Origin of the sequence: Microcystis panniformis FACHB-1757 (assembly GCF_001264245.1) — a bacterium.
GTDB lineage: Bacteria > Cyanobacteriota > Cyanobacteriia > Cyanobacteriales > Microcystaceae > Microcystis > Microcystis panniformis.
The window spans coordinates 784,060-804,296 of record NZ_CP011339.1 but is presented as its reverse complement, the minus strand read 5'-3'; the positions used below and the strand labels follow the sequence as shown (position 1 = coordinate 804,296).

Below are 20,237 nucleotides of genomic sequence, written 5' to 3'. Positions count from 1 at the left end.
TTTTAAACTATGTCTCTATTTGATTGGTTTGCAAATCGCCAAAAAACAGAACCCAAGGTTCAACAACAACAGGAACGAGAAATAGCCGATGGTTTATGGACAAAATGCCCAAATTGCGGCGTTTTGGCCTATACGAAGGATTTATTAGCTAATCAACTGGTGTGTCTCGATTGCGGTCATCATAATCGGGTGGAAAGTGAAGAAAGAATTCGCCAGTTAGTGGATGCTAATACTTGGAATTGCCTCGATGAACAGATTCGACCGACGGATCCGCTCAAATTTCGCGATCGGAAAAGCTATAGCGATCGCATCCGAGAAAGCCAAGAAAAAACCGGTCTGACGGATGCTGTCCGGACGGGAATGGGGACGATCGATGGTTTACCCTTAGCTTTAGGGGTGATGGACTTCCGTTTTATGGGTGGTAGCATGGGATCGGTGGTGGGAGAAAAACTCTGTCGTTTGACGGAACGAGCTACCGATGAAAGTTTACCCCTGGTGATCATCTGCGCTTCCGGCGGGGCGAGAATGCAGGAGGGAATGTTAAGTTTAATGCAGATGGCCAAGATTTCTGGCGCTCTTAACCGGCATCGGGAGGCAAAATTACTGTATATTCCCGTCTTGACTAATCCCACCACGGGAGGAGTCACGGCCAGTTTTGCCATGTTGGGAGATATTATTATCGCTGAACCGAAGGCTACTATCGGTTTTGCCGGTAAACGGGTAATTGAACAGACTTTGCGCGAGAAATTGCCGGAAGGGTTCCAAACATCGGAATACTTATTAAAACACGGGTTTGTCGATGCGATCGTTCCCCGTACCCATCTCAAGAAAACCCTCGCTCAATTAATTAGTTTACATCAGCCCTTTTTCCCCTTGTTATCCCCCCTCAACAGTCATCATCACTACAGTCAACCAGAGTTAATCCCCCTGAAAACAGCCCAGGGACAAACAACAGTTTAATCCCTGTAAGACGGCACTGGAGTTGAAAGTCTGAGCATTTGTACTAAATTCACCCGATAGGCAGTTTAAATGTAGTACAGCTTACTTAACTGGGTTGACAGCGATCGCAAAGTCCAAAAAATTCGAGAGTATGGTAATAAACCTTGAATTGGTGGGATTTTTCGAGTTTTTCTTCCAATTCATGAACGGGACACTCATTAAAGACGATAGACCGACCGCAATGAATACAGGTAAGATGGTGTTGATCCTGCTGAACGGAACTGTAGAGGGATTCTCCTGTGGCTAGGGTTCTCACCTGCACTGCACCCTGTAATTTTAGGGATTCTAGGGCGCGGTAAACAGTGGCTAACCCCATGTTTTGGTCACGCTGACGGAGTTCCACAAACAGTTCCTGAGCGGATACTGCCCGATTTAAGGTTTTGAGTAAGTGGATAATGCGCTCTTGCGATCGGGTGCGTTGGGATTTCATATCAAAAAGGTCAGCGATCAAAGTTAATTCTATGCCAAAAAATTATCAGTGCTGTATTTATGTTACTCTGCGCCCTTCGGTTCTCGATCCGGCGGGTACAGCGGTAGAGTCGGGATTAAAGCAATTAGGTTATGATACTGTGGCCGGGGTGCGAATTGGTAAGTATATTGAGCTTACCGTGACAGCAGCGGACGAAACCAGCGCCCGCGAACAATTGGATCAAATGTGCGATCAACTATTGGCTAATCCTGTAATTGAAAATTATCGCTTTGATTTGCATTGTCAGTAGATAGAAGTCAGAAGACGGGAGGTAGGGCAAATAATTAAAATTTATCTGTCACCTTCTGCTAAAAAACTTAACCAAGTTAAAAATTATGAAGTTTGGGATTATTGTTTTCCCCGGATCGAATTGCGATCGAGATGTGGCAACGGTGACAGAGGGTATTTTTCAGCAACCCACCCGCTATATTTGGCATCAAGAGACGGATCTAGGGGATGTGGATGTGATTGTGGTGCCGGGGGGATTTAGTTACGGCGATTATTTGCGCTGTGGTGCGATCGCTCGATTTTCGCCAGCGATGAAAACTGTCCGAGAAGAAGCCGAAAAAGGTAAATTAGTTTTAGGCATCTGTAATGGTTTTCAGGTATTAACGGAAATTGGGCTGCTACCCGGTGCGTTAATTCGTAATCGCGATTTACATTTTATTTGTGATCGAGTGCCGGTAAAAGTGGAAAATAATCAATCTGTCTGGACGCGAGGCTATCAACCACAACAGGTGGTTAATTTGCCGATTGCTCACGGGGAAGGGCGTTATTATGCCGCAGAAGATACGTTAAAATCTCTGGAGGATAACGGACAAATTCTCTTTCGTTACTGTACTCCCACAGGAGAGGTAAATGAGTCGGGAAATCCCAACGGTTCGTTAAATAATATTGCAGGAATTACCAATAAAGCAGGAAATGTGCTAGGAATGATGCCTCATCCCGAACGCGCCGCCGATCTGATGCTCAATTTGACCGATGGGAGTCTGTTATTTCAGGAGTTGATCAATTGTTGTTGACTAGACCTCTTGTAAAAATCAAAAATTGTTGTTAGGGTCAGGAGTCAGTAGCCGGTCGTCAGTAGTCAGGAGAATTAAAAATGAATAATAATCAATTAAATGGTCTATTTACCGACTTTAGGCAATTTAATCCTTATTTTTGCCCTTTTTCAACCCTCAAGTAGTTGGGTTTTTGGGGTTTTGGGGTTTTAGTTGAAATTTCCCTGATAACTGATAACTTACCCACTGATAACTGATAACTGATAACTTACCCACTGATAACTGATAACTGATAATCCTGTGGCTGTTTTAAAAGATAATCGGGCTACCGTCCAAAAAGTTCTCTGGATCACCCTACTGCTGAACATTTTGGTTATGGCGATCAAAGCGGGGGTGGGTTTGAGGATTGGTGCTTTAAGTCTGCAAGCGGATGCTCTCCATAGTGTCACCGATAGTGCCAATAATGTCTTGGGATTAGTAGCGATGCGGTTTTCCTCTCCCTATCCAGATCGAGATCATCCCTACGGACATCTGAAATACGAAGCGATCGGAGCTTTAGCGATCGCCGCATTTTTGGGGATTGCCTGTTTTGAAATCTTGCAAGGGGCGATCATGCGTATTATCAAAGGAGGAAAACCTGTCGAGATTGCCGGTCCGGAATTATGGCTATTAATTATCGTTTTAGGGGTGAATATTTTTGTCACCTATTATGAAAGATCCGTGGGGCAGCGTGTCGGTAGTCCGATTTTGATTGCCGATGCTAGGCATACCATGAGTGATGTGTGGGTGACAATTACGGTTTTATTGGGGTTAGTTGGGGTTTGGGTGGGCAATACGGCTAATATTCCCCAATTACAATGGTTAGATGTGATTTTGTCCTTTCCTGTCGCTTTTTTGGTGTTTAGCAGTGGTTGGAAAGTCCTCAAGGAGAATTTACCTTTGTTAGTGGATGAAATGGCGATCGCTCCTGAAGTGATTCATCAAATTGTCTTGGAGGTGCCGGGGGTGCTTAATTGTCATGCGATCGCGTCTCGGGGAGTGGTGGGAAGACAGGTATTTATAGAAATGCACCTAGTTGTCTCCGCTCAAGATGTGGAAACTGCTCACGCAATCACGGAAGCGGTGGAAGCAAGATTAAGCCAACAATTTAGCCCTGTGAGAATTTTAATTCACGTTGAACCGCCGGATTATCACTCTGATCGGATCACTTTTGATGAAGAAGTGTGAAGCAAAAAAGCCTAAAATAAGTAGCGAACTTTTGCTAGAGGTGGCCATGACGACGGAGAATCAAGCTAGAAGCATAGTAGTTACTGGTGGAGCAGGATTTATCGGCTCGAATTTTGTTCATCATTGGTGCGAGAATTATCCTGAGGATCGTGTCATTGTTCTCGATGCTCTTACCTATGCGGGCAATTTGAATAATTTAGGGACACTGAAAGATAGAAAGAATTTCCGTTTTCTGCAAGGGGATATCTGCGATCGAGCTTTAGTTGATGAATTATTTGCTGGTGAAAATATCGATACGGTTGCTCATTTTGCCGCCGAATCCCATGTGGATCGATCGATTCTTGGTCCTGGAGCTTTTGTGCAAACTAATGTGGTGGGAACTTTTACTCTATTAGAAAGTTTTCGGCAACATTGGTTAAGTAATCATCAACCCGATAACTATCGTTTTCTGCACGTTTCCACCGATGAGGTTTATGGCAGTTTAGGAGTAGATGATCCGGCTTTTACCGAAACTACTCCCTATGCGCCTAATAGTCCCTATTCTGCCTCAAAAGCGGGGAGTGATCATCTAGCGAGAGCTTATTTTCACACCTACGGAATGCCGACAATTATTACTAATTGTTCTAATAATTATGGTTCTTATCATTTTCCTGAAAAGTTAATTCCTTTGATGTGTATTAATATTCTTTTGGGTAAACCTTTACCCGTTTATGGTGATGGTCAAAATGTTCGAGATTGGTTATATGTGCGGGATCATTGTCAAGCTTTAGATACAGTTATTCACAAAGGCAAAGCGGGAGAAACCTATAATATTGGCGGAAATAATGAGGTAAAAAATATCGATTTAGTCAGGATGTTATGTGAGTTAATGGATGAATTAGCTCCCGATTTACCCGTGAAACCTGCTCAGAATTTAATTACCTTTGTTAAGGATCGCCCCGGACATGATCGCCGGTATGCTATTGATGCCAGTAAAATTCGCACTGAATTAGGTTGGCAACCTCAAGAAACGGTAGAGGGGGGATTAAGAAAAACCATTCAATGGTATCTCGATCATCGGGATTGGTGGCAACCTTTGTTATCCAAAGAATATCAAGAGTATTATGGGAAAGTTTACGGTTAGAGAGGGGTAAAAACTAGACCTCTTGTAAAAATCACAAATTGTTGTTAGGGTTAGGAGTCAGTAGCCAGTAGTCAGTAGAATTAAGAATGAGCATTAATCAGTTAAATGGTCTATTTACAGATTTTATGCGATTTAATCCTTATTTTTGACGTTTTTGAACCCTCAAAAATTAATTATGCAAGAGGTTTAATTTAATCTTAATTTCGGGTGTGTTAGCCAAAACTAACACACTTCAACTTTGTACCTCACCATTAAGATATCGGCGTTATGGCTCTTCGGTTTGTGTTATGCAATGGACGGGAGTTATAAGGGATGGAACCCTTATATAGAAAGGCATTTAGCGATTTTTGTTAATTGTTTTTTTCTAGAGCGAACTAATCAATTAAGTCTCTTGCCAGATAAGGATTTAGTCGATTTATGCCCCCCTATCGAACCATACCAAGTAACGAAGAACCGGCGTTATTTTCAATAATAGCCAATGGCTGCCGACCGTTTCCTCGATCGCCACTTGTGGAAATACCACCGGGATGAGTTAGAATCTGAAAGGAGAATTTTTGAGTAACCATGATCAAATTACGTCTAAAACGCTTTGGTAAAAAACGCGAAGCCAGTTATCGTATCGTTGCGGCCGTTAGCACCAGTCGTCGCGATGGTCGTCCCCTAGAGGAATTAGGATTTTACAATCCCCGCACCGATGAAGTGCGTCTGGATGAGGAAGGAATCATCCGACGCTTACAACAAGGAGCGCAACCGACGGACACCGTGCGCAGCATTCTCACCAAACAGAAAATTTTCGAGAAAATCAATGCCTAGTACCCCCAATTATCTCGAACTGGTGAAATTTATTATCGAGCCGTTTTTGGAAGAGCCGGCCAGTCTGAGATTGGATATCGAGCGCTGTAAGGAAAATGAACGTCTTTGGGTGCGTGTAGCCTTCGATGATGCCGATAAAGGCAAAGTTTACGGCCGGGGAGGACGCAATTTACAGGCGATTAGAACTACCCTAGAAATGGCGGCCGCGAGTGCGGGTCGCTCTCTTTATCTAGAAGTCTATGCGGCCGAAAATGAAGGCGAACAGCGCCGCACCCGTCGTTCTAATGGTAACTTTGAAGGTACGGAAAGAAGACCGAGCAATCGACGACCACCCGCACCCCGGCAGCTCAACAACTAACGAGCGATTTTAGGAAAACAGGGAAGGGGTTTCATCCTCGACCCTCTCCAGTTGCTCTAATTGCTGCCAAACTTTGGCGAGTAGAGTGGTTAATCCGGCTCCTGTTACGGCGGAAATAGTCAAAATCTCGGCATTGGTTATTTTAGCAAACTGCTTTTGATAGTTATCTATCGTTTCCTCGTCCACAGCATCAATTTTGTTGAAAACCAGTATTTGTGATCGCTTTTCTAAGCCTCGACCATAGGCGGCCAATTCTCCCTGGATAATTTGATAATCGGCGATCGGGTCTTCTGCTGTCAAGGAGACAAGATGAATTAACAGGCGTGTGCGTTCGATATGGCGTAAAAATTCATGTCCTAGGCCGATTCCTCGGTGCGCTCCCTCGATTAATCCAGGAATATCGGCGAATACCGTCCCGTCTCCTGTGGGTTTGCGTACCACTCCCAGGTTAGGGATAAGAGTTGTAAAGGGATAATCGGCGATTTTGGGACGAGCAGAGGAAACGGCGGAGATTAGGGTGGATTTTCCCGCATTGGGCAGCCCGATCAGTCCCACTTCTGCTAATAACTTCAATTCTAGGCGTAAATGGCGTTTTTCTCCGTCTAAACCGGGTAAAGCGTATTCAGGCGCGCGATTATTATTGCTTAAAAAGTGGCGGTTGCCTAATCCCCCTTTTCCTCCAGCAGCGACGATTAAAGTCTGTTCGGGAGTGACCAAATCGCCGATAATTTCCTCGCTATCGAGATTGTAAACCACTGTACCACAGGGAACTTTAATAATGCGATCGCTACCGTTGGCCCCGGTGCAGTTGTTCGGGCCGCCCCGTTTACCGTCATCGGCCTTAAAATAGCGACTATACTGGAAATCTAGCAGGGTTTGCAGGTTCTGAGTGGCCACGAAAATCACCGAACCACCTTTTCCCCCATTACCGCCGGCCGGACCGCCGGCGGGGACGTATTTTTCCCGACGGAAAGCGACAATTCCATCACCTCCCTTACCCCCTTCTACTTCTATTTCGGCGCGATCAATAAACTGCATAAGATTAAGTAATTAAAGTGAAAAAATGATCAAGCTCAAAGCTGTTATAGGTTAACATCTTGCCAATTTAAAGCTTCTGCGAATCCCTGAAAATGTTTGACATTGGTAGTAGCGATGACTAGATAACGGCTCGGATATTGTTTTTTTAATAACTGCCAATGAGCAAGAATAATAATATCTACGTCAATACAGGGTAAGCGCATCTTAACAATTCTTGACAAAATCAACTTTATGTGATTTGCTTATCCAGAGAGCGATTCAGGCATATTTGAGGAGAATTGGCCATCTCAATTGTTAAGCAAAAATCGACCAAATGTGAATATTTCGTAACTATTCTGATTGACTGGTATCACTTGAAATGCCCACACAGCAAGCGGTTCACAAAATTGGCTAATTGTCAATAGCGTTTGAGATGCTCTCACCCTGGGGGCAAAACCTTTACCCATGAGCTATTTCCTCGTTAATTTTCATGAACAACAGTGAGACTAAGGCTTAATTATAAATTATACAGAGGTAGCAGCGGCTAAGTCTGGGTACTGGCGGTGCGGGACGGTGCTATGGCGATTTCACTACCCTATTCAGAAATCTTTGTCAAGTACAATTTATACCAAATTAGATGAGCTTACCCTGATAATTTATCTATCTCTTTATACTAAACTAATGTGTATTAAGCCAGTGGCTTGCTTGTTCTACAAATACTGTGGCGTATTCTAAGGCAATTTGTGTTTGTTCCCTAGTTATTTCAATAACTTGATCATAATCTCCTAATTGTCGTAAATCATAGGTAATTCTTAACGCTTTTGATAGTTCTAATGGTAATTCCCCTGTTTGAATAAAATGTTGAGAAAATTGCTGTCGTACCCCTCGATGACTACGAGTATTGATATTTTTAACTATTAACAGAGCTTGGACTGTACAATAAATGGCATAATAGCAACGAGAAATACAAGCACGATAATAATTTTTTTCAAGTAATAGGGTGGCCGCTTCTAATTCTTCATTAGCTTGATTGATATAGGACGAAATTTGGTTTTGGTTCACAGGACAATCCCTTCTCGGCGAATATTGTCCATTAATGGGGTTTGTCGATGTACAAAGTCTTCATCGGCGATGGGAATCAAAGAAATGAAGGTATTATATTTAAGGTCTAGTTGAGTAGCGATGTCTGCCATCCGAATCACTTCATCTCCAGGGGAAATGGGGCCTTTTAATACGACCATAATATCAAGATCTGAGTCCTCATTGGCGTTACCCCTCGCTTGTGAACCAAAAAGGATGAGTTTTACTAACCGTTTTCCATAAAACTTTGCTAATTCTTGGCGAAATTCTTGTAGTATAGGCATTAGGGTTTGTAATTGAGCCATTGTTTTATTACCTAGAAATTATTGTATTTGGCAAAAAAATGTATTATGGTGGCCTGTGCTGATCGTAGCACTTCTAATTGATTTATGAGCATCACCGCCACCAGCGACTAACATCCCTAATACTTTGATACACTTCTCTTAAGGCAACCTCCCCCTCCAAATGAAGGATTAAAGGCGCTAAGTTGGAAATAGTTTCAAGGACATTGGAACGAGTGAGACTCCCCAAAGCCTGAAGGGTTGGGAACATCTCATTTTGGATTTTGGATTGGGGGATTGTCTGTGTGAACCAGTTTCAGGAGAAAACTTCCCATCTGTAGAAGGCGATTGGCGAAAATGGGATGCTCTCATCGCCTTTGAGGTTTTAAGTACCTAAGCAAAATTAATTACACATATCTAACCACCTCTTGCCTCTTGCCTCTTGCCTTTTGCCTTTCTTCACTAGGAAATTTATTTTGCACGACTACTTAATAGATTTGAGGTTGAAAATTATCAGGAATATCGAGTTCAAATACTTGGTCATGAATCCGAGCCACATAAAACCCTTCTTGCAGAATTTTTTCCCGTAATTCTGGGGATAAGTCAACCGATGCTAGTATGCCATAGAGTTTTTTATCTTTGTGTTCGGGGAAAAAGCGGCGAAACCGTTGCAAAATACTTTTTAATTGTGTAATAGACTCCTCTCTAGCATGACTTTTAACCTCGACGATATAGGCAGTATTTAGCTCACCATTGGTATAGGCAAGGACATCAATTTCTAGGTGTTGTCCATCTTTACTGACTCGCACACTGGGACTGATAACTTCCATACCAAACCGTTGTCTGAGAATCGTTTCCATTGAGGGAAGGGCAAGTCCTTCGGTAAAGCTGCCGAATTTTGCCCCTAATCCCCCAATTTGCTGACCTAATTCTTTGAGTTGTTTGTCAGTCTTCTTCTGTTGTTGGGCGTTTTCCTTCTGTTGTCGGTCAGTTTCCTTCTGTTGTTGACTAACTTCCTTCAGTTGTTTGTCAGTTTCTTTTTGAGCAGCAGTTAATTCGGCTTGAGCAGCAGTTAATTCAGCTTGAGCAGTCGCTAATTCGGCTAAGATTCGCCATACGTCTTCGGATGTAGTTGCCATAGATAATTTTTTTCCTTTAATTTGGTCTATTACTATACTTTGCACGGCTACAACTTGCATTTTTTACTCAAGGACAATAATATAGTTTAAGAGTCATAATTAGAAGCAAAGCACTCATTAAAAACATGATTAACCTAGAATTCACGGAAGAAGAAAAGAACTCACTGTATTATGAAAGATTTCATCATCCCCATCCCCGGGTTCAACTGAAGATGGAAGTTCTCTGGTTAAAAAGCCAAAAGATACCGCACCAAAAAATTTGTCAGTTAGCAGGAATCTCGCCAAATACCTTATTAACCTATCTTCGCGATTATCAAGAAGGCGGAATAGAAAAATTAAAAGAAATCAACTTCTATCGCCCTAAAAGTGAATTAGAGTTTCAAAAAGAAACCCTCAAAAAATACTTCGAGAAAAATCCAGCAGCCACAATAAATGAAGCTGTATATAGGATAGAAGAATTGACGGGAATAAAACGAAGTCCTACCCAAGTGAGAAAATTTTTAAAATCAATGGGAATGAAATGTTTAAAAGTAGGTTCTCTTCCTTCTAAAGCTGACCCAGATGAACAAGAGGACTACAAAGAAAAAAAGCTAGAACCCAGACTAAATGAGGCAAAAGAAGGAAAAAGGGCTGTTTTTTTTGTTGATGCCGCTCACTTCGTCATGGGAGCATTTCTCGGTTTTGTTTGGTGTTTTGAGAGACTTTTTGTTAAGTCACCGAGCGGGCGTAAACGCTTCAATGTTTTAGGAGCATTAAATGCAATAACTCATGAAGTTATTCTGGTTACGAATGACACTTATATTACGGCAACTCAAGTCTGTGAACTCCTTGAAAAAATAGCTGCTTTAGGACTAATGATTCCCATCACTCTAGTCTTAGATAATGCCCGCTATCAAAAATGTAAAATTGTTGAAGAATTGGCTCTTTCTTTGTCAATAGAGCTGCTCTATCTGCCGTCTTATTCACCTAATCTAAATTTAATTGAAAGGCTGTGGAAATTGGTCAAAAAGAAATGTTTATATGGTAAATATTATGAGAACTTTTCTGACTTTTCTTCAGCTATTTATGAATGTCTGAATGATGCCCATCTGAAACATAAAAAAGAACTGGATTCCTTGCTGACTCTACGATTTCAGAAGTTTAATAAATCTCAGATTATGAACGTCTAAAGTATATTTTACTTAATTTTGCCGATTCATGAAGAAAAAAGTGTTGCTGCCTTTGGGCAAGATAGAGCGATTACATTTAAATTTTTAATAAGGTCGAGGTTGAAAATTATCAGGAATATCTAATTCAAATACTTGGTCGTGAATCCGAGCCACATAAAACCCTTCTTGCAGAATTTTTTCCCGTAATTCTGGGGATAAGTCAACCGATGCTAGTATGCCATAGAGTTTTTTATCTTTGTGTTCGGGGAAAAAGCGGCGAAACCGTTGTAAAATACTTTTTAATTGTGTAATGGATTCTTCTCTAGCATGACTTTTAACCTCGACGATATAGGCAGTATTTAGCTCACCATTGGTATAGGCAAGGACATCAATTTCTAGGTGTTGTCCATCTTTACTGACTCGCACACTGGGACTGATAACTTCCATACCAAACCGTTGTCTGAGAATCGTTTCCATTGAGGGAAGGGCAAGTCCTTCGGTAAAACTGCCGAATTTTGCACCAAGTCCCCCAATTTGCCGTCCTAATTCTTTGAGTTGTCGGTCGGTTTCCTGTTGTCGTCGCTCGGTTTCCTTCTGTTGTCGGTCAGTTTCCTTGAGTTGTCGGTCAGTTTCCTTCTGTTGTTGGGCGTTTTCCTTCTGTTGTTGACTGACTTCCTTCAATAGTAGGTCAGTTTCTTTTTGAGCAGCAGTTAATTCGGCCTGAGCCGTCGCTAATTCGGCTAAGAGTCTCCATACGTCTTCTGATGTAGTTGCCATAGATAAATTTTTCCCTCTGATTTGGTCTATTACTATTTTACTGAATTTGGCCGATTCATGAATAAGAGAGTTGTTTTTCCTTTGGGGAAGAGGGCAATCGCATCTAAATTTTTAATAAGGTCGAGGTTGAAAATTATCAGGAATATCGAGTTCAAATACTTGGTCATGAATCCGAGCCACATAAAACCCTTCTTGCAGAATTTTTTCCCGTAATTCTGGGGATAAGTCAACCGATGCTAGTATGCCATAGAGTTTTTTATCTTTGTGTTCAGGAAAAAAGCCGCGAAACCGTTGTAAAATACTTTTTAATTGTGTAATAGACTCCTCTCTAGCATGACTTTTAACCTCGACGATATAGGCAGTATTTAGCTCACCATTGGTATAGGCAAGGACATCAATTTCTAGGTGTTGTCCATCTTCGCTGGCTCGGACACTGGGACTAACAACTTTCATGCCGAACCGTTGTCTGAGAATCGTTTCCATTGAGGGAAGGGCAAGTCCTTCGGTAAAACTGCCGAATTTTGCACCAAGTCCCCCAATTTGTTTACCTAATTCTCTGAGTTGTCGGTCGGTTTCCTGTTGTCGTCGCTCGGTTTCCTTCTGTTGTCGGTCAGTTTCTTTTTGAGCAGCAGTTAATTCGGCTTGAGCAGCAGTTAATTCAGCTTGAGCAGTCGCTAATTCGGCTAAGATTCGCCATACGTCTTCGGATGTAGTTGCCATAGATAATTTTTTTCCTTTAATTTGGTCTATTACTATTTTACTTAATTTTGCCGATTCATGAAGAAAAAAGTGTTGCTGCCTTTGGGCAAGATAGAGCGATTACATTTAAATTTTTAATAAGGTCGAGGTTGAAAATTATCAGGAATATCGAGTTCAAATACTTGGTCATGAATCCGAGCCACATAAAACCCTTCTTGCAGAATTTTTTCCCGTAATTCTGGGGATAAGTCAACCGATGCTAGTATGCCATAGAGTTTTTTATCTTTGTGTTCGGGGAAAAAGCGGCGAAACCGTTGCAAAATACTTTTTAATTGTGTAATGGATTCTTCTCTAGCATGACTTTTAACCTCGACGATATAGGCAGTATTTAGCTCACCATTAGTATAGGCAAGGACATCAATTTCTAGGTGTTTTCCATCTTTACTGACTCGGACACTGGGACTGATAACTTCCATACCAAACCGTTGTCTGAGAATCGTTTCCATTGAGGGAAGGGCAAGTCCTTCGGTAAAACTGCCGAATTTTGCACCAAGTCCCCCAATTTGCCGTCCTAATTCTTTGAGTTGTCGGTCGGTTTCCTGTTGTCGTCGCTCGGTTTCCTTCTGTTGTCGGTCAGTTTCCTTGAGTTGTCGGTCAGTTTCCTTCTGTTGTTGACTAACTTCCTTCAGTTGTTTGTCAGTTTCTTTTTGAGCAGCAGTTAATTCGGCCTGAGCCGTCGCTAATTCGGCTAAGAGTCTCCATACGTCTTCTGATGTAGTTGCCATAGATAAATTTTTCCCTCTGATTTGGTCTATTACTATTTTACTGAATTTGGCCGATTCATGAATAAGAGAGTTGTTTTTCCTTTGGGGAAGAGGGCAATCGCATCTAAATTTTTAATAAGGTCGAGGTTGAAAATTATCAGGAATATCGAGTTCAAATACTTGGTCATGAATCCGAGCCACATAAAACCCTTCTTGCAGAATTTTTTCCCGTAATTCGTTGGATAAGTCAACCGATGCTAGTATGCCATAGAGTTTTTTTTCTTTGTGTTCAGGGAAAAAGCTGCGAAACCGTTGCAAAATACTTTTTAATTGTGTAATGGATTCCTCTCTAGCATGACTTTTAACCTCAACGATATAGGCGGTATTTAGCTCACCATTGGTATAGGCAAGGACATCAATTTCTAGGTGTTGTCCATCTTTACTGACTCGCACACTGGGACTGACAACTTCCATACCAAAGCGTTGCCTGAGAATCGTTTCCATTGAGGGAAGGGCAAGTCCTTCGGTAAAGCTGCCGAATTTTGCACCAAGTCCCCCAATTTGCTGACCTAATTCTTTGAGTTGTTTGTCAGTTTTCTTCTGTTGTCGGTCAGTTTCCTTGAGTTGTCGGTCAGTTTCCTTCTGTTGTTGACTAACTTCCTTCAGTTGTTTGTCAGTTTCTTTTTGAGCAGCAGTCAATTCGGCTTGAGCAGTTGCTAATTCGGCTAGGATTCGCCATACGTCTTCTGATGTAGTCGTCATAGATGATTTTTTCTCTCTGATTTGGTCTATTACTATTTTACTGAATTTTGCCGATTCATGAATAAGAGAGTGTTTTTTCCTTTGGGGAAGATAGAGCGATAGCCCTTGATGTTTTAATAGGTTTGAGGTTGAAAATTATCGGGAATATCGAGTTCAAATACTTGGTCATGAATCCGAGCCACATAAAACCCTTCTCGCAGAATTTTTTCCCGTAATTCCGGGGATACATGAACCGCAGCTAATATGCCATAGAGTTTTTTATCTTTGTGTTCAGGAAAAAAGCGGCGAAACCGTTGTAAAATACTTTTTAATTGTGTAATAGACTCCTCTCTGGCATGACTTTTAACCTCGACGATATAGGCGATATTTAGCTCACCATTGGTATAGGCAAGGACATCAATTTCTAGGTGTTGTCCATCTTCGCTGGCTCGGACACTGGGACTAACAACTTTCATACCGAACCGTTGTCTGAGAATCGTTTCCATTGAGGGGAGAGCAAGTCCTTCGGTAAAGCTGCCGAATTTTGCCCCGAGTCCCCCAATTTGTTTGCCCAGTTCTTTGAGTTGTTTGTCAGTTTTCTGCTGTTGTCGGTCAGTTTCCTTGATTTGTTGGGCGTTTTCCTTCTGTTGTTGACTGACTTCCTTCAATAGTAGGTCAGTTTCCTTGAGTTGTTTGTCAGTTTCTTTTTGAGCAGCAGTCAATTCGGCTTGAGCAGTCGCTAATTCGGCTAAGATTCGCCATACGTCTTCTGATGTAGTTGCCATAGATGATTTTTTCCCGATGTCACCTATTCACTATTTTATTGGATTTCTGCGCTTGCCGAAGGCACTGGGGAGCAGACTGCTGATTCAATTGGGTAAGGTGGAGGCAATTCATAGAACAAGAATCACCGCCACCAGCGACTAACATCCCTAATCCCTTGATACACTTCTCTTCAGGCAACCTCCCCCCCAAAATGAAGGATTAAAGGCGCTAAATTGGGAATAGAATTAACAATTATCTTCATTCTCTTTGATTTTTTGACTAATTTATGACTGGTTCGCTGAACGCTGGAAAATGCTAACGTTGATGGGTTATTCATTTGACAGATCATAGAGTTCTAAGCCTTGAATAAAACAAAAATCTCTCAAATTCAATGTATATAGCTTAATATTCTGCACTAATGCTGTTGAGGCAATGATAGAGTCAGGGATGTTGAGTTTGTGACTGAGGGAGTAGGTTTCCATTAAGTTAATAAATTGATTGGATATTGCGACATCTACAGGAAAGGTATGTAGCAATCCGGGATGTCTTTTGATTTTGTTGAGTTCATTTTTATTGATTGCTCCATAATATAATTCGGCTTGAGTAATGGAACTAATGGCTAGTTGATTTAGTCAAATATGGCGAAGCTCTTCGATAATTCTATGGTTGTTTTTATAGAATTCAATGAGGATATTGGTGTCACATAAAATCATCGTTTTTCTTCTCGCCATGCTGCTTCACGGATAGATTTAGGGGTAATATCCCTGTCTTCCCACAATCCTGCCAGGGCAAAGAAGTCTTGCTCGTTATCAGATAATGTTGTTTGATCTTCGATGATTTCTACGGAGTCAACAAAATCTAAAGCAGTTAAAATTTTAGAGAGTGTTTCTGCTTTTTCTTGGTCACGAATGTGTACGATTAGTTGTTTCATGGTAGTTTATTTTGTATTGATTTGGTATTAATGATCATTGTCTAATTCTGTTTTTAGCCAATTAAGAATCGGAGAACTAATACGAATTCCATAATCAACTAACTGTTGTGATAAATCTAAAATTTCTTGTTTAGATAGATAACCTGCATAAAAACCAACCAAGAGAATTCCTAATGTTCCTTTGACGGTTAATCCCATAGCTTTGGCAACTCTTCTTGCTAATTTCTCATCTATAATTACCCAGTCTGGTTTGATTGAAATTGCCAAGAGAATAACTTCTAATTCTCCTCGATCTAATCCTAGTAATAGCGGTTCAAGAGGAGATGATGATGCAACTTCTTGAACTTGAATCCAATTGGCATTTTTGAGTTCTTTTGCCCCCCGGTTTATTATCTCCAGCGATGACAATTTCTTGATAAACTGCCCAAGGAATAATCACTTCATTAAATAGCTGATTAAGAAGATCTAATTGATTAATCAAAGATAAGGCGATGATCGGTGTAGAATTAACAATTATCTTCATTCTCTTGGATTTTTTGGGCTAATTTACGGCTGGTTTGTATTTCTGATTCCCATTCTTCTGCTGTGTAATCAATAATGGAAAAACCATACTCAGAGAGAAGTGTATAAAATGTATATTTATCGCATCCTAATACTTGTGCGCCGATTCCTGCTGAAATTTTTCCTTCTTGATAAAGATGCCCTAATGTATAAATTATGACTTTACGAGAGAATGTTTCTTTTTCTTCTCTGGCGGCAATGAGAAGTTCTTCGGGAAATGTTACGTTAATGTTCATGAGTGTTTAAAGATAATTTGTTTTTCTTGATTTTAGCAGGAATAATATCGCTAATTAATTGATGGTTGATAATTAAGATTCTCTATATTGTTCTCTTTAGTTGTTTATAAATTTCATCATCGTTTCGTTTGTCAATCAGCAAGATTTCTAGTGTTTGCTCCTCAACACGATAAACGATTCGATATTCACCAATATCGGCTCTATGATAAGAGTATCCTTTTAACTTTAGAGAATCTTGGGGATAGGGATTTGTTCTCAGTTCGGTTATTTTTGTGGCTACTTGTTTGGCGTGTTTATCTGGCAGTTTTTTTAAGCGTTTAGTTGCCTGTCGAGATAGGTTAATCTTAAGCATTTAAAATTTCTGACAGTAAAGCCTCACTTTCTGTTGTTCCGATAAAACCTTCTTGATGAGCTTTTTCTGCCTGTAAAGCCAAAAGTTGATTTTCTAACTCGGAAAATCTCTCAAATTCCTCGATTGACAGCACGACTGCAACATTACGTCCCTTTTTTGCTATCTTTACTGGTTCTCTTCGAGCCAAGTCTAACAGTTCGCCAAAGCGATTTTTTGCTTCTGAGGCTCCTAATGTTTTCATAACTAACCTTTATAGAAACTAGCCATTATGACCATTTTAGCTATTATAGCAATTATTGACAGGGCAATCACTTCCACCAGCGACTCACCTCCCTAATCCCTTGATACACTTCTCTTAAGGCGACCTCTCCCCCAAAATGAAGGATTAAAGGGACTAAGTTGGGAATAGTTTCGAGGAACTTACGACGAGTGAGAGTACCCAAAGCCTGAAGGTTTTTTTCCCAGAAAGATAAGTCAACATTAGCAGGGGTTAATGTGGCTGTTAATGCTTTTAATACGTCTGCACGCGGGTATTCAGACCCAATCGTTCTGGCAATTTCTAAGGGTTTCGGGTAACACTTCCGTTGACATACTCCGCGCCGTGAACGGACGTGGATTCTTCTATCATCGCTGATTAGAATTTCTGGCTCAACGAGTTCGCTTAAATCAGACCCCTTGCGGTATCTAACCCAGAGGCGAGTCTCTCCTCAGACTTTCGCTCCATTACAGAAGCCTGTTCTCGTATGCCCTACGATACAGTTCAAAACCTCTAAAATAATTGGTTTCTCTGGTACTTGATGCTTAGAGCTTTTACCCATAAAAGCAATCCTTTATGGAACCCTATAACTCTAGTTTTCAAGGTGCGCCTATCGATTAGATAGCTAGGTTTTTAGAGCGGTTGAATACCTTATCCGCTATGGTCTAGCATTATACATCATAAGGGGAATTATTTCCACCACCGACTAACATCCTTAATACTTTGATACACTTCTCTTAAGGCGACCTCTCCCTCAAAATGAAGGATTAAAGGTACTAAGTTAGGAATAGTTTCGAGGAAACGAGGACGAGTGAGAGTTCCCAAAGCCTGAAGGACATCTTGCCAGAAAGATAAGTCAACATTAGCAGGGGTTAATGTGGCGGTTAAGGCTTTTAATGCCTCTGCACGGGAGGATTCAGACCCAAACTCTCTGGCAACCACTAAAACTTCTGGTAAGATTTCGGATAAATAAAAAACTAACCACGTCGTCTATAATTACTCCATTCAGGAAACTCAGAAAGATATTCTTTATTGATTCCACGGATGCAAATGTATTCACCCTGAATCCAGACTATTGAAATTCCAGAAGTTGACAGTGGCGATTTCCGTAAAATCAACCAAAACGGCAAGCACAATAGGGCAAATATTACTAAGCTGTAATGTACATTAACAGCAGCCATAATTATCATAAAAATTACGCACGATAAAATCGTATCTGTTAATAATCTGTGCTGTTTTTTAACTTCTTGAGAAAGTCCAAAAGTGATTTTTTCGTATTTTGTCATAGCAAAATATGCAATGATAACCGGTATTGTTACAATCCAGGGCACAAAAATTAAAAAAATGATTAAAAAAATGATTCTAATCAGGGCAGAAAAAAGGGCAGAAAAATTAACGAATAAAGGATTAAAGGATAAAGTCTGTTCTTCTTTTCCCGTTACCGGGCGATTGGTTTTGATACAGCGATTTGGTAGAGATGCCCCCCGCAACATCACCAGATATCCATCATACTGCCATATTCTCTTTCCCTTATCTTTAGGAATACAGTAAATATCAACGGGTTCATTGTTTAAGTTAACCTCAAAATTCACCAATAACCCCACTCTGGGAAATTCTTTTTCGTCCTTCCAATCGGAGTTTGTGAACTGGTATCTTGTCCCGTCATTGCCTCTGATAACCCCTGTGTTATTGGAGGTGTCGAAGCGTAAAATAGTTCCTTCCATCTGCAAAAAATCCTTGAGCAAAACCTTATTTATTTCTTCTAAGTATATCGTAAAAAGCTGATCTGCAAGAGGAACATAAGTTTCATATTCTAAGTAGGTGGGTGGAATTAAATATAAGATGAACGTAGGTTGGGTTGAAGCATGAAACCCAACACCCGCTAATGTTACGCTACCGCTAACCCATCCCAGGGTAAGCGCATCTTAACAATTCTTGACAAAATCAACTTTATGTGATTTGCTTACCCAGAGAGCGATTCAGGCATATTTGAGGAGAATTGGCCATCTCAATTGTTAAGCAAAAATCGACCAAATGTGAATATTTCGTAACTATTCTGATTGACTGGTATCACTTGAAATGCCCACACAGCAAGCGGTTCACAAAATTGGCTAATTGTCAATAGCGTTTGAGATGCTCTCACCCTGTTTGGATTCATCCCCAATCCCTCTGGCAACTTGCAAGGCTTCGGGTAACAAAGCAGGGGAAAGATAGGGACTGATTGCGATAGGAAGAAGATTTTAAAGAAGCGGATATAACGGGTTTAGGTTCAGGATCAATATCATGACTTTCTAATATCTCACCCCATTCGGGATTGTCATAAACTCTTGCCAAAGATTCAGCTTCTAAAGATTCAGGACGATCTGGATTTTGATGCCATTTCTGCACACCCACCACTAACCCATAACAAACAATTGCTGATCCCGATGTTCCTTGCCAAGGTGACTGATCTTCTGCTAATCTTTCTAATTGTTCATCGGTGGGTTGTATGTCTTGACTATCTTTAATATTTAATAACAAACGGTTATGAGGAACACGATTAGCCACATCGATAGTTCCCTGAATATGTAACCCTGTGGCGTATTTTATACCATCTTCAGAATACCGTAAAAATAGAGGAAATCCCAAAAAGTCAAATTTAACTTTTTGGGTGCTACTCGCATCAGGTAACAACCCAAAACCTACAGGATCACAAGTTTCGATAGTTTCTGGTAATTCTACTAAGGCTATATCGATATTATCGGGAGCTTTCCAAATTACCTTAGCGTCTATGTCTTGCTTATCAGAATAGTTTGATGCTGATCTAAATCGTACTTTACAGTCGTTACTATTATCAAATAGATGCCGACAAGTCAAGAGTAAACGTCCCCCAATTCGATAGGCAGTGCCGTATTTAGGGGCAACAATTTCTAAAGCGCGATCGGGTTGGAATTGGGGCATAACTTATCGGATTGATGTAACCTATTCTTCTGGGATGGTGATGGGTTACGCTTCGCTAACCCATCCTACAAATTAACTGCTTTGGGGGCAAGCATTGCGTCCCTAGGGGTATAAAATTCTAATCGGGAATATCATCACTTCCTGTCAATACAGGTTTTTTATCTTTCCCAATGGGTTTAAGGGGAATTTTAATTCTATGGGTTATCGTATCTTTATTGGTGACACCCCCACCCATTTCTACTACCCAAAATTTCAGCCCACCTTTGCCTTCTTTCGACTGCTCAACCACAAATTGAACCTCTAATTCAATGTCACCCACTTCAAAGCGAATCTGCTCACCCTCAGAGGCTAAAATAGATTTACTCAGTTCAACCCGCAATGCTTCTAAGGTTTCTCGAAGTCCAACTTTATTGATGTCCATAATTCTCTAGTTATTTTTGAAGGATGCAAACAAAAACCCTTTCAATTCTATCGTTTTTCTGAGACTTTAGGGCAGAGAGATTGCCTTTATCCAATTGATATAATAGCCCAACCCGATCGCTAAGGTAAGCGCGGGTTGG

The 20,237-nt window shown here is 40.9% G+C and carries 29 protein-coding genes and 1 pseudogene; 9 read left to right on the top strand and 21 right to left on the bottom strand.

Features of this window, described 5'->3' with window-relative positions:
• Positions 1-9 precede the first annotated feature (9 nt).
• Complete coding sequence (gene accD, locus VL20_RS03880; protein ID WP_052275660.1) at positions 10-960, top strand: acetyl-CoA carboxylase, carboxyltransferase subunit beta; 951 nt, start codon at positions 10-12, stop codon at positions 958-960.
• An 85-nt stretch (positions 961-1,045) separates the two neighbouring features.
• Here the strand turns inward: accD and VL20_RS03875 are convergent, their stop codons facing one another.
• Positions 1,046-1,429: a Fur family transcriptional regulator gene (locus VL20_RS03875; protein ID WP_002734059.1), complete on the bottom strand. Its 384-nt coding sequence runs from the start codon at positions 1,427-1,429 to the stop codon at positions 1,046-1,048.
• A 31-nt stretch (positions 1,430-1,460) separates the two neighbouring features.
• Here VL20_RS03875 and purS point away from each other — a divergent pair, with 31 nt between their 5' ends.
• The 6 genes from purS to VL20_RS03845 all read left to right on the top strand — a co-directional run bounded on the left by purS (position 1,461) and on the right by VL20_RS03845 (position 5,990).
• On the top strand, positions 1,461-1,718 hold the full coding sequence (gene purS / locus VL20_RS03870; RefSeq protein ID WP_002794616.1) for a phosphoribosylformylglycinamidine synthase subunit PurS: 258 nt from the start codon (positions 1,461-1,463) through the stop codon (positions 1,716-1,718).
• A gap of 85 nt (positions 1,719-1,803) precedes the next feature.
• Positions 1,804-2,490 carry a phosphoribosylformylglycinamidine synthase subunit PurQ gene (purQ, locus tag VL20_RS03865; protein WP_052275659.1) on the top strand — a complete coding sequence of 229 codons (687 nt, stop codon included), beginning with the start codon at positions 1,804-1,806 and terminating at the stop codon, positions 2,488-2,490.
• Positions 2,491-2,769: 279 nt separating this feature from the next.
• Positions 2,770-3,696, top strand: a complete 927-nt coding sequence (locus VL20_RS03860; protein WP_052275658.1) for a CDF family zinc efflux transporter Cdf31 — start codon at positions 2,770-2,772, stop codon at positions 3,694-3,696.
• Positions 3,697-3,742: 46 nt separating this feature from the next.
• On the top strand, positions 3,743-4,819 hold the full coding sequence (gene rfbB, locus VL20_RS03855; protein ID WP_043995804.1) for a dTDP-glucose 4,6-dehydratase: 1,077 nt from the start codon (positions 3,743-3,745) through the stop codon (positions 4,817-4,819).
• Positions 4,820-5,383: 564 nt separating this feature from the next.
• Complete coding sequence (gene rpsP, locus VL20_RS03850) at positions 5,384-5,632, top strand: 30S ribosomal protein S16 (RefSeq protein WP_002736858.1); 249 nt, start codon at positions 5,384-5,386, stop codon at positions 5,630-5,632.
• Positions 5,625-5,990: a KH domain-containing protein gene (locus tag VL20_RS03845; protein ID WP_002787845.1), complete on the top strand. Its 366-nt coding sequence runs from the start codon at positions 5,625-5,627 to the stop codon at positions 5,988-5,990. Before rpsP ends, VL20_RS03845 begins: the two co-directional genes overlap by 8 nt.
• Before the next feature lie 9 nt (positions 5,991-5,999).
• Here the strand turns inward: VL20_RS03845 and obgE are convergent, their stop codons facing one another.
• From obgE to VL20_RS03825, 5 genes are all read right to left on the bottom strand, one after another.
• On the bottom strand, positions 6,000-7,028 hold the full coding sequence (gene obgE, locus VL20_RS03840; protein WP_002787844.1) for a GTPase ObgE: 1,029 nt from the start codon (positions 7,026-7,028) through the stop codon (positions 6,000-6,002).
• Between the two features lie 44 nt (positions 7,029-7,072).
• Entirely contained in the window at positions 7,073-7,249 is a 177-nt protein-coding gene (locus VL20_RS27170) for a hypothetical protein (protein ID WP_221634927.1), read from the bottom strand.
• A 436-nt stretch (positions 7,250-7,685) separates the two neighbouring features.
• On the bottom strand, positions 7,686-8,069 hold the full coding sequence (locus VL20_RS03835) for a HEPN domain-containing protein (RefSeq protein WP_002787843.1): 384 nt from the start codon (positions 8,067-8,069) through the stop codon (positions 7,686-7,688).
• Complete coding sequence (locus VL20_RS03830) at positions 8,066-8,392, bottom strand: nucleotidyltransferase domain-containing protein (RefSeq protein WP_052275657.1); 327 nt, start codon at positions 8,390-8,392, stop codon at positions 8,066-8,068. Before VL20_RS03830 ends, VL20_RS03835 begins: the two co-directional genes overlap by 4 nt.
• 464 nt (positions 8,393-8,856) lie before the next feature.
• Positions 8,857-9,507 carry a DUF3782 domain-containing protein gene (locus VL20_RS03825; protein ID WP_052278374.1) on the bottom strand — a complete coding sequence of 217 codons (651 nt, stop codon included), beginning with the start codon at positions 9,505-9,507 and terminating at the stop codon, positions 8,857-8,859.
• A 125-nt stretch (positions 9,508-9,632) separates the two neighbouring features.
• Here VL20_RS03825 and VL20_RS03820 point away from each other — a divergent pair, with 125 nt between their 5' ends.
• A complete protein-coding gene (locus VL20_RS03820; protein WP_052275655.1) occupies positions 9,633-10,676 on the top strand; it encodes an IS630 family transposase in 1,044 nt (347 codons plus the stop codon).
• Between the two features lie 84 nt (positions 10,677-10,760).
• Here VL20_RS03820 and VL20_RS03815 read toward each other — a convergent pair whose 3' ends face one another.
• From VL20_RS03815 to VL20_RS03795, 5 genes are all read right to left on the bottom strand, one after another.
• The gene (locus tag VL20_RS03815; protein WP_052275654.1) at positions 10,761-11,432 is read right to left on the bottom strand and encodes a DUF3782 domain-containing protein; all 672 of its coding nucleotides are present in this window, start codon (positions 11,430-11,432) and stop codon (positions 10,761-10,763) included.
• A gap of 111 nt (positions 11,433-11,543) precedes the next feature.
• Positions 11,544-12,152 (bottom strand): DUF3782 domain-containing protein, encoded by a 609-nt coding sequence (locus VL20_RS03810; protein WP_052275653.1) that lies wholly within the window; start codon positions 12,150-12,152, stop codon positions 11,544-11,546.
• A gap of 113 nt (positions 12,153-12,265) precedes the next feature.
• Positions 12,266-12,916 (bottom strand): DUF3782 domain-containing protein, encoded by a 651-nt coding sequence (locus VL20_RS03805; protein WP_052275652.1) that lies wholly within the window; start codon positions 12,914-12,916, stop codon positions 12,266-12,268.
• 111 nt (positions 12,917-13,027) lie between these two features.
• Positions 13,028-13,657 carry a DUF3782 domain-containing protein gene (locus tag VL20_RS03800; protein WP_052275651.1) on the bottom strand — a complete coding sequence of 210 codons (630 nt, stop codon included), beginning with the start codon at positions 13,655-13,657 and terminating at the stop codon, positions 13,028-13,030.
• A gap of 113 nt (positions 13,658-13,770) precedes the next feature.
• Positions 13,771-14,421 (bottom strand): DUF3782 domain-containing protein, encoded by a 651-nt coding sequence (locus VL20_RS03795; RefSeq protein ID WP_052275650.1) that lies wholly within the window; start codon positions 14,419-14,421, stop codon positions 13,771-13,773.
• 16 nt (positions 14,422-14,437) lie between these two features.
• On the opposite strand from VL20_RS03795, the gene VL20_RS32240 reads away from it, so the two are divergent.
• Positions 14,438-14,563: a hypothetical protein gene (locus VL20_RS32240; RefSeq protein WP_283160201.1), complete on the top strand. Its 126-nt coding sequence runs from the start codon at positions 14,438-14,440 to the stop codon at positions 14,561-14,563.
• Positions 14,564-14,730: 167 nt separating this feature from the next.
• Here VL20_RS32240 and VL20_RS32235 read toward each other — a convergent pair whose 3' ends face one another.
• The 10 genes and pseudogenes from VL20_RS32235 to VL20_RS03750 all read right to left on the bottom strand — a co-directional run bounded on the left by VL20_RS32235 (position 14,731) and on the right by VL20_RS03750 (position 20,098).
• Positions 14,731-14,979 (bottom strand): PIN domain-containing protein, encoded by a 249-nt coding sequence (locus VL20_RS32235; protein WP_249264971.1) that lies wholly within the window; start codon positions 14,977-14,979, stop codon positions 14,731-14,733.
• A 131-nt stretch (positions 14,980-15,110) separates the two neighbouring features.
• On the bottom strand, positions 15,111-15,332 hold the full coding sequence (locus VL20_RS03790) for a hypothetical protein (RefSeq protein WP_002749976.1): 222 nt from the start codon (positions 15,330-15,332) through the stop codon (positions 15,111-15,113).
• 27 nt (positions 15,333-15,359) lie between these two features.
• Positions 15,360-15,855: pseudogene (locus VL20_RS03785) on the bottom strand (DUF3368 domain-containing protein).
• Complete coding sequence (locus VL20_RS03780) at positions 15,839-16,129, bottom strand: UPF0175 family protein (RefSeq protein ID WP_002760519.1); 291 nt, start codon at positions 16,127-16,129, stop codon at positions 15,839-15,841. The pseudogene VL20_RS03785 and the gene VL20_RS03780 overlap by 17 nt, the downstream one beginning before the upstream one ends.
• 82 nt (positions 16,130-16,211) lie before the next feature.
• Positions 16,212-16,481 (bottom strand): type II toxin-antitoxin system RelE family toxin, encoded by a 270-nt coding sequence (locus VL20_RS03775; protein WP_002739840.1) that lies wholly within the window; start codon positions 16,479-16,481, stop codon positions 16,212-16,214.
• A complete protein-coding gene (locus VL20_RS03770; RefSeq protein WP_002739617.1) occupies positions 16,474-16,722 on the bottom strand; it encodes a type II toxin-antitoxin system Phd/YefM family antitoxin in 249 nt (82 codons plus the stop codon). Before VL20_RS03770 ends, VL20_RS03775 begins: the two co-directional genes overlap by 8 nt.
• Positions 16,723-17,427: 705 nt before the next feature.
• The gene (locus VL20_RS03765) at positions 17,428-17,679 is read right to left on the bottom strand and encodes a hypothetical protein (protein WP_052275649.1); all 252 of its coding nucleotides are present in this window, start codon (positions 17,677-17,679) and stop codon (positions 17,428-17,430) included.
• Positions 17,680-17,714: 35 nt separating this feature from the next.
• A complete protein-coding gene (locus tag VL20_RS03760) occupies positions 17,715-18,461 on the bottom strand; it encodes a hypothetical protein (protein ID WP_052275648.1) in 747 nt (248 codons plus the stop codon).
• Between the two features lie 430 nt (positions 18,462-18,891).
• Positions 18,892-19,677, bottom strand: a complete 786-nt coding sequence (locus VL20_RS03755) for a trypsin-like serine protease (protein ID WP_052275647.1) — start codon at positions 19,675-19,677, stop codon at positions 18,892-18,894.
• Positions 19,678-19,795: 118 nt separating this feature from the next.
• A complete protein-coding gene (locus VL20_RS03750) occupies positions 19,796-20,098 on the bottom strand; it encodes a trypco2 family protein (RefSeq protein ID WP_052275646.1) in 303 nt (100 codons plus the stop codon).
• Positions 20,099-20,237 lie beyond the last annotated feature (139 nt).

Coding starts and splice junctions, on each gene's coding strand:
- rpsP (WP_002736858.1), top strand. CDS start 5,384: ATGATCAAATTACGTCTAAAACGCTTTGGTAAAAAACGCGAAGCCAGT.
- VL20_RS03755 (WP_052275647.1), bottom strand. CDS start 19,677: ATGCCCCAATTCCAACCCGATCGCGCTTTAGAAATTGTTGCCCCTAAA.
- VL20_RS03845 (WP_002787845.1), top strand. CDS start 5,625: ATGCCTAGTACCCCCAATTATCTCGAACTGGTGAAATTTATTATCGAG.
- VL20_RS03820 (WP_052275655.1), top strand. CDS start 9,633: ATGATTAACCTAGAATTCACGGAAGAAGAAAAGAACTCACTGTATTAT.
- VL20_RS03800 (WP_052275651.1), bottom strand. CDS start 13,657: ATGACGACTACATCAGAAGACGTATGGCGAATCCTAGCCGAATTAGCA.
- VL20_RS32240 (WP_283160201.1), top strand. CDS start 14,438: ATGTCACCTATTCACTATTTTATTGGATTTCTGCGCTTGCCGAAGGCA.
- VL20_RS03825 (WP_052278374.1), bottom strand. CDS start 9,507: ATGGCAACTACATCCGAAGACGTATGGCGAATCTTAGCCGAATTAGCG.
- VL20_RS03815 (WP_052275654.1), bottom strand. CDS start 11,432: ATGGCAACTACATCAGAAGACGTATGGAGACTCTTAGCCGAATTAGCG.
- VL20_RS03775 (WP_002739840.1), bottom strand. CDS start 16,481: ATGCTTAAGATTAACCTATCTCGACAGGCAACTAAACGCTTAAAAAAA.
- VL20_RS03810 (WP_052275653.1), bottom strand. CDS start 12,152: ATGGCAACTACATCCGAAGACGTATGGCGAATCTTAGCCGAATTAGCG.
- VL20_RS03750 (WP_052275646.1), bottom strand. CDS start 20,098: ATGGACATCAATAAAGTTGGACTTCGAGAAACCTTAGAAGCATTGCGG.
- VL20_RS03780 (WP_002760519.1), bottom strand. CDS start 16,129: ATGAACATTAACGTAACATTTCCCGAAGAACTTCTCATTGCCGCCAGA.
- VL20_RS03830 (WP_052275657.1), bottom strand. CDS start 8,392: ATGGCTCAATTACAAACCCTAATGCCTATACTACAAGAATTTCGCCAA.
- purS (WP_002794616.1), top strand. CDS start 1,461: ATGCCAAAAAATTATCAGTGCTGTATTTATGTTACTCTGCGCCCTTCG.
- obgE (WP_002787844.1), bottom strand. CDS start 7,028: ATGCAGTTTATTGATCGCGCCGAAATAGAAGTAGAAGGGGGTAAGGGA.
- accD (WP_052275660.1), top strand. CDS start 10: ATGTCTCTATTTGATTGGTTTGCAAATCGCCAAAAAACAGAACCCAAG.
- VL20_RS03760 (WP_052275648.1), bottom strand. CDS start 18,461: ATGGAAGGAACTATTTTACGCTTCGACACCTCCAATAACACAGGGGTT.
- purQ (WP_052275659.1), top strand. CDS start 1,804: ATGAAGTTTGGGATTATTGTTTTCCCCGGATCGAATTGCGATCGAGAT.
- VL20_RS03875 (WP_002734059.1), bottom strand. CDS start 1,429: ATGAAATCCCAACGCACCCGATCGCAAGAGCGCATTATCCACTTACTC.
- VL20_RS03790 (WP_002749976.1), bottom strand. CDS start 15,332: ATGAAACAACTAATCGTACACATTCGTGACCAAGAAAAAGCAGAAACA.
- VL20_RS03770 (WP_002739617.1), bottom strand. CDS start 16,722: ATGAAAACATTAGGAGCCTCAGAAGCAAAAAATCGCTTTGGCGAACTG.
- VL20_RS03795 (WP_052275650.1), bottom strand. CDS start 14,421: ATGGCAACTACATCAGAAGACGTATGGCGAATCTTAGCCGAATTAGCG.
- VL20_RS03805 (WP_052275652.1), bottom strand. CDS start 12,916: ATGGCAACTACATCAGAAGACGTATGGAGACTCTTAGCCGAATTAGCG.
- rfbB (WP_043995804.1), top strand. CDS start 3,743: ATGACGACGGAGAATCAAGCTAGAAGCATAGTAGTTACTGGTGGAGCA.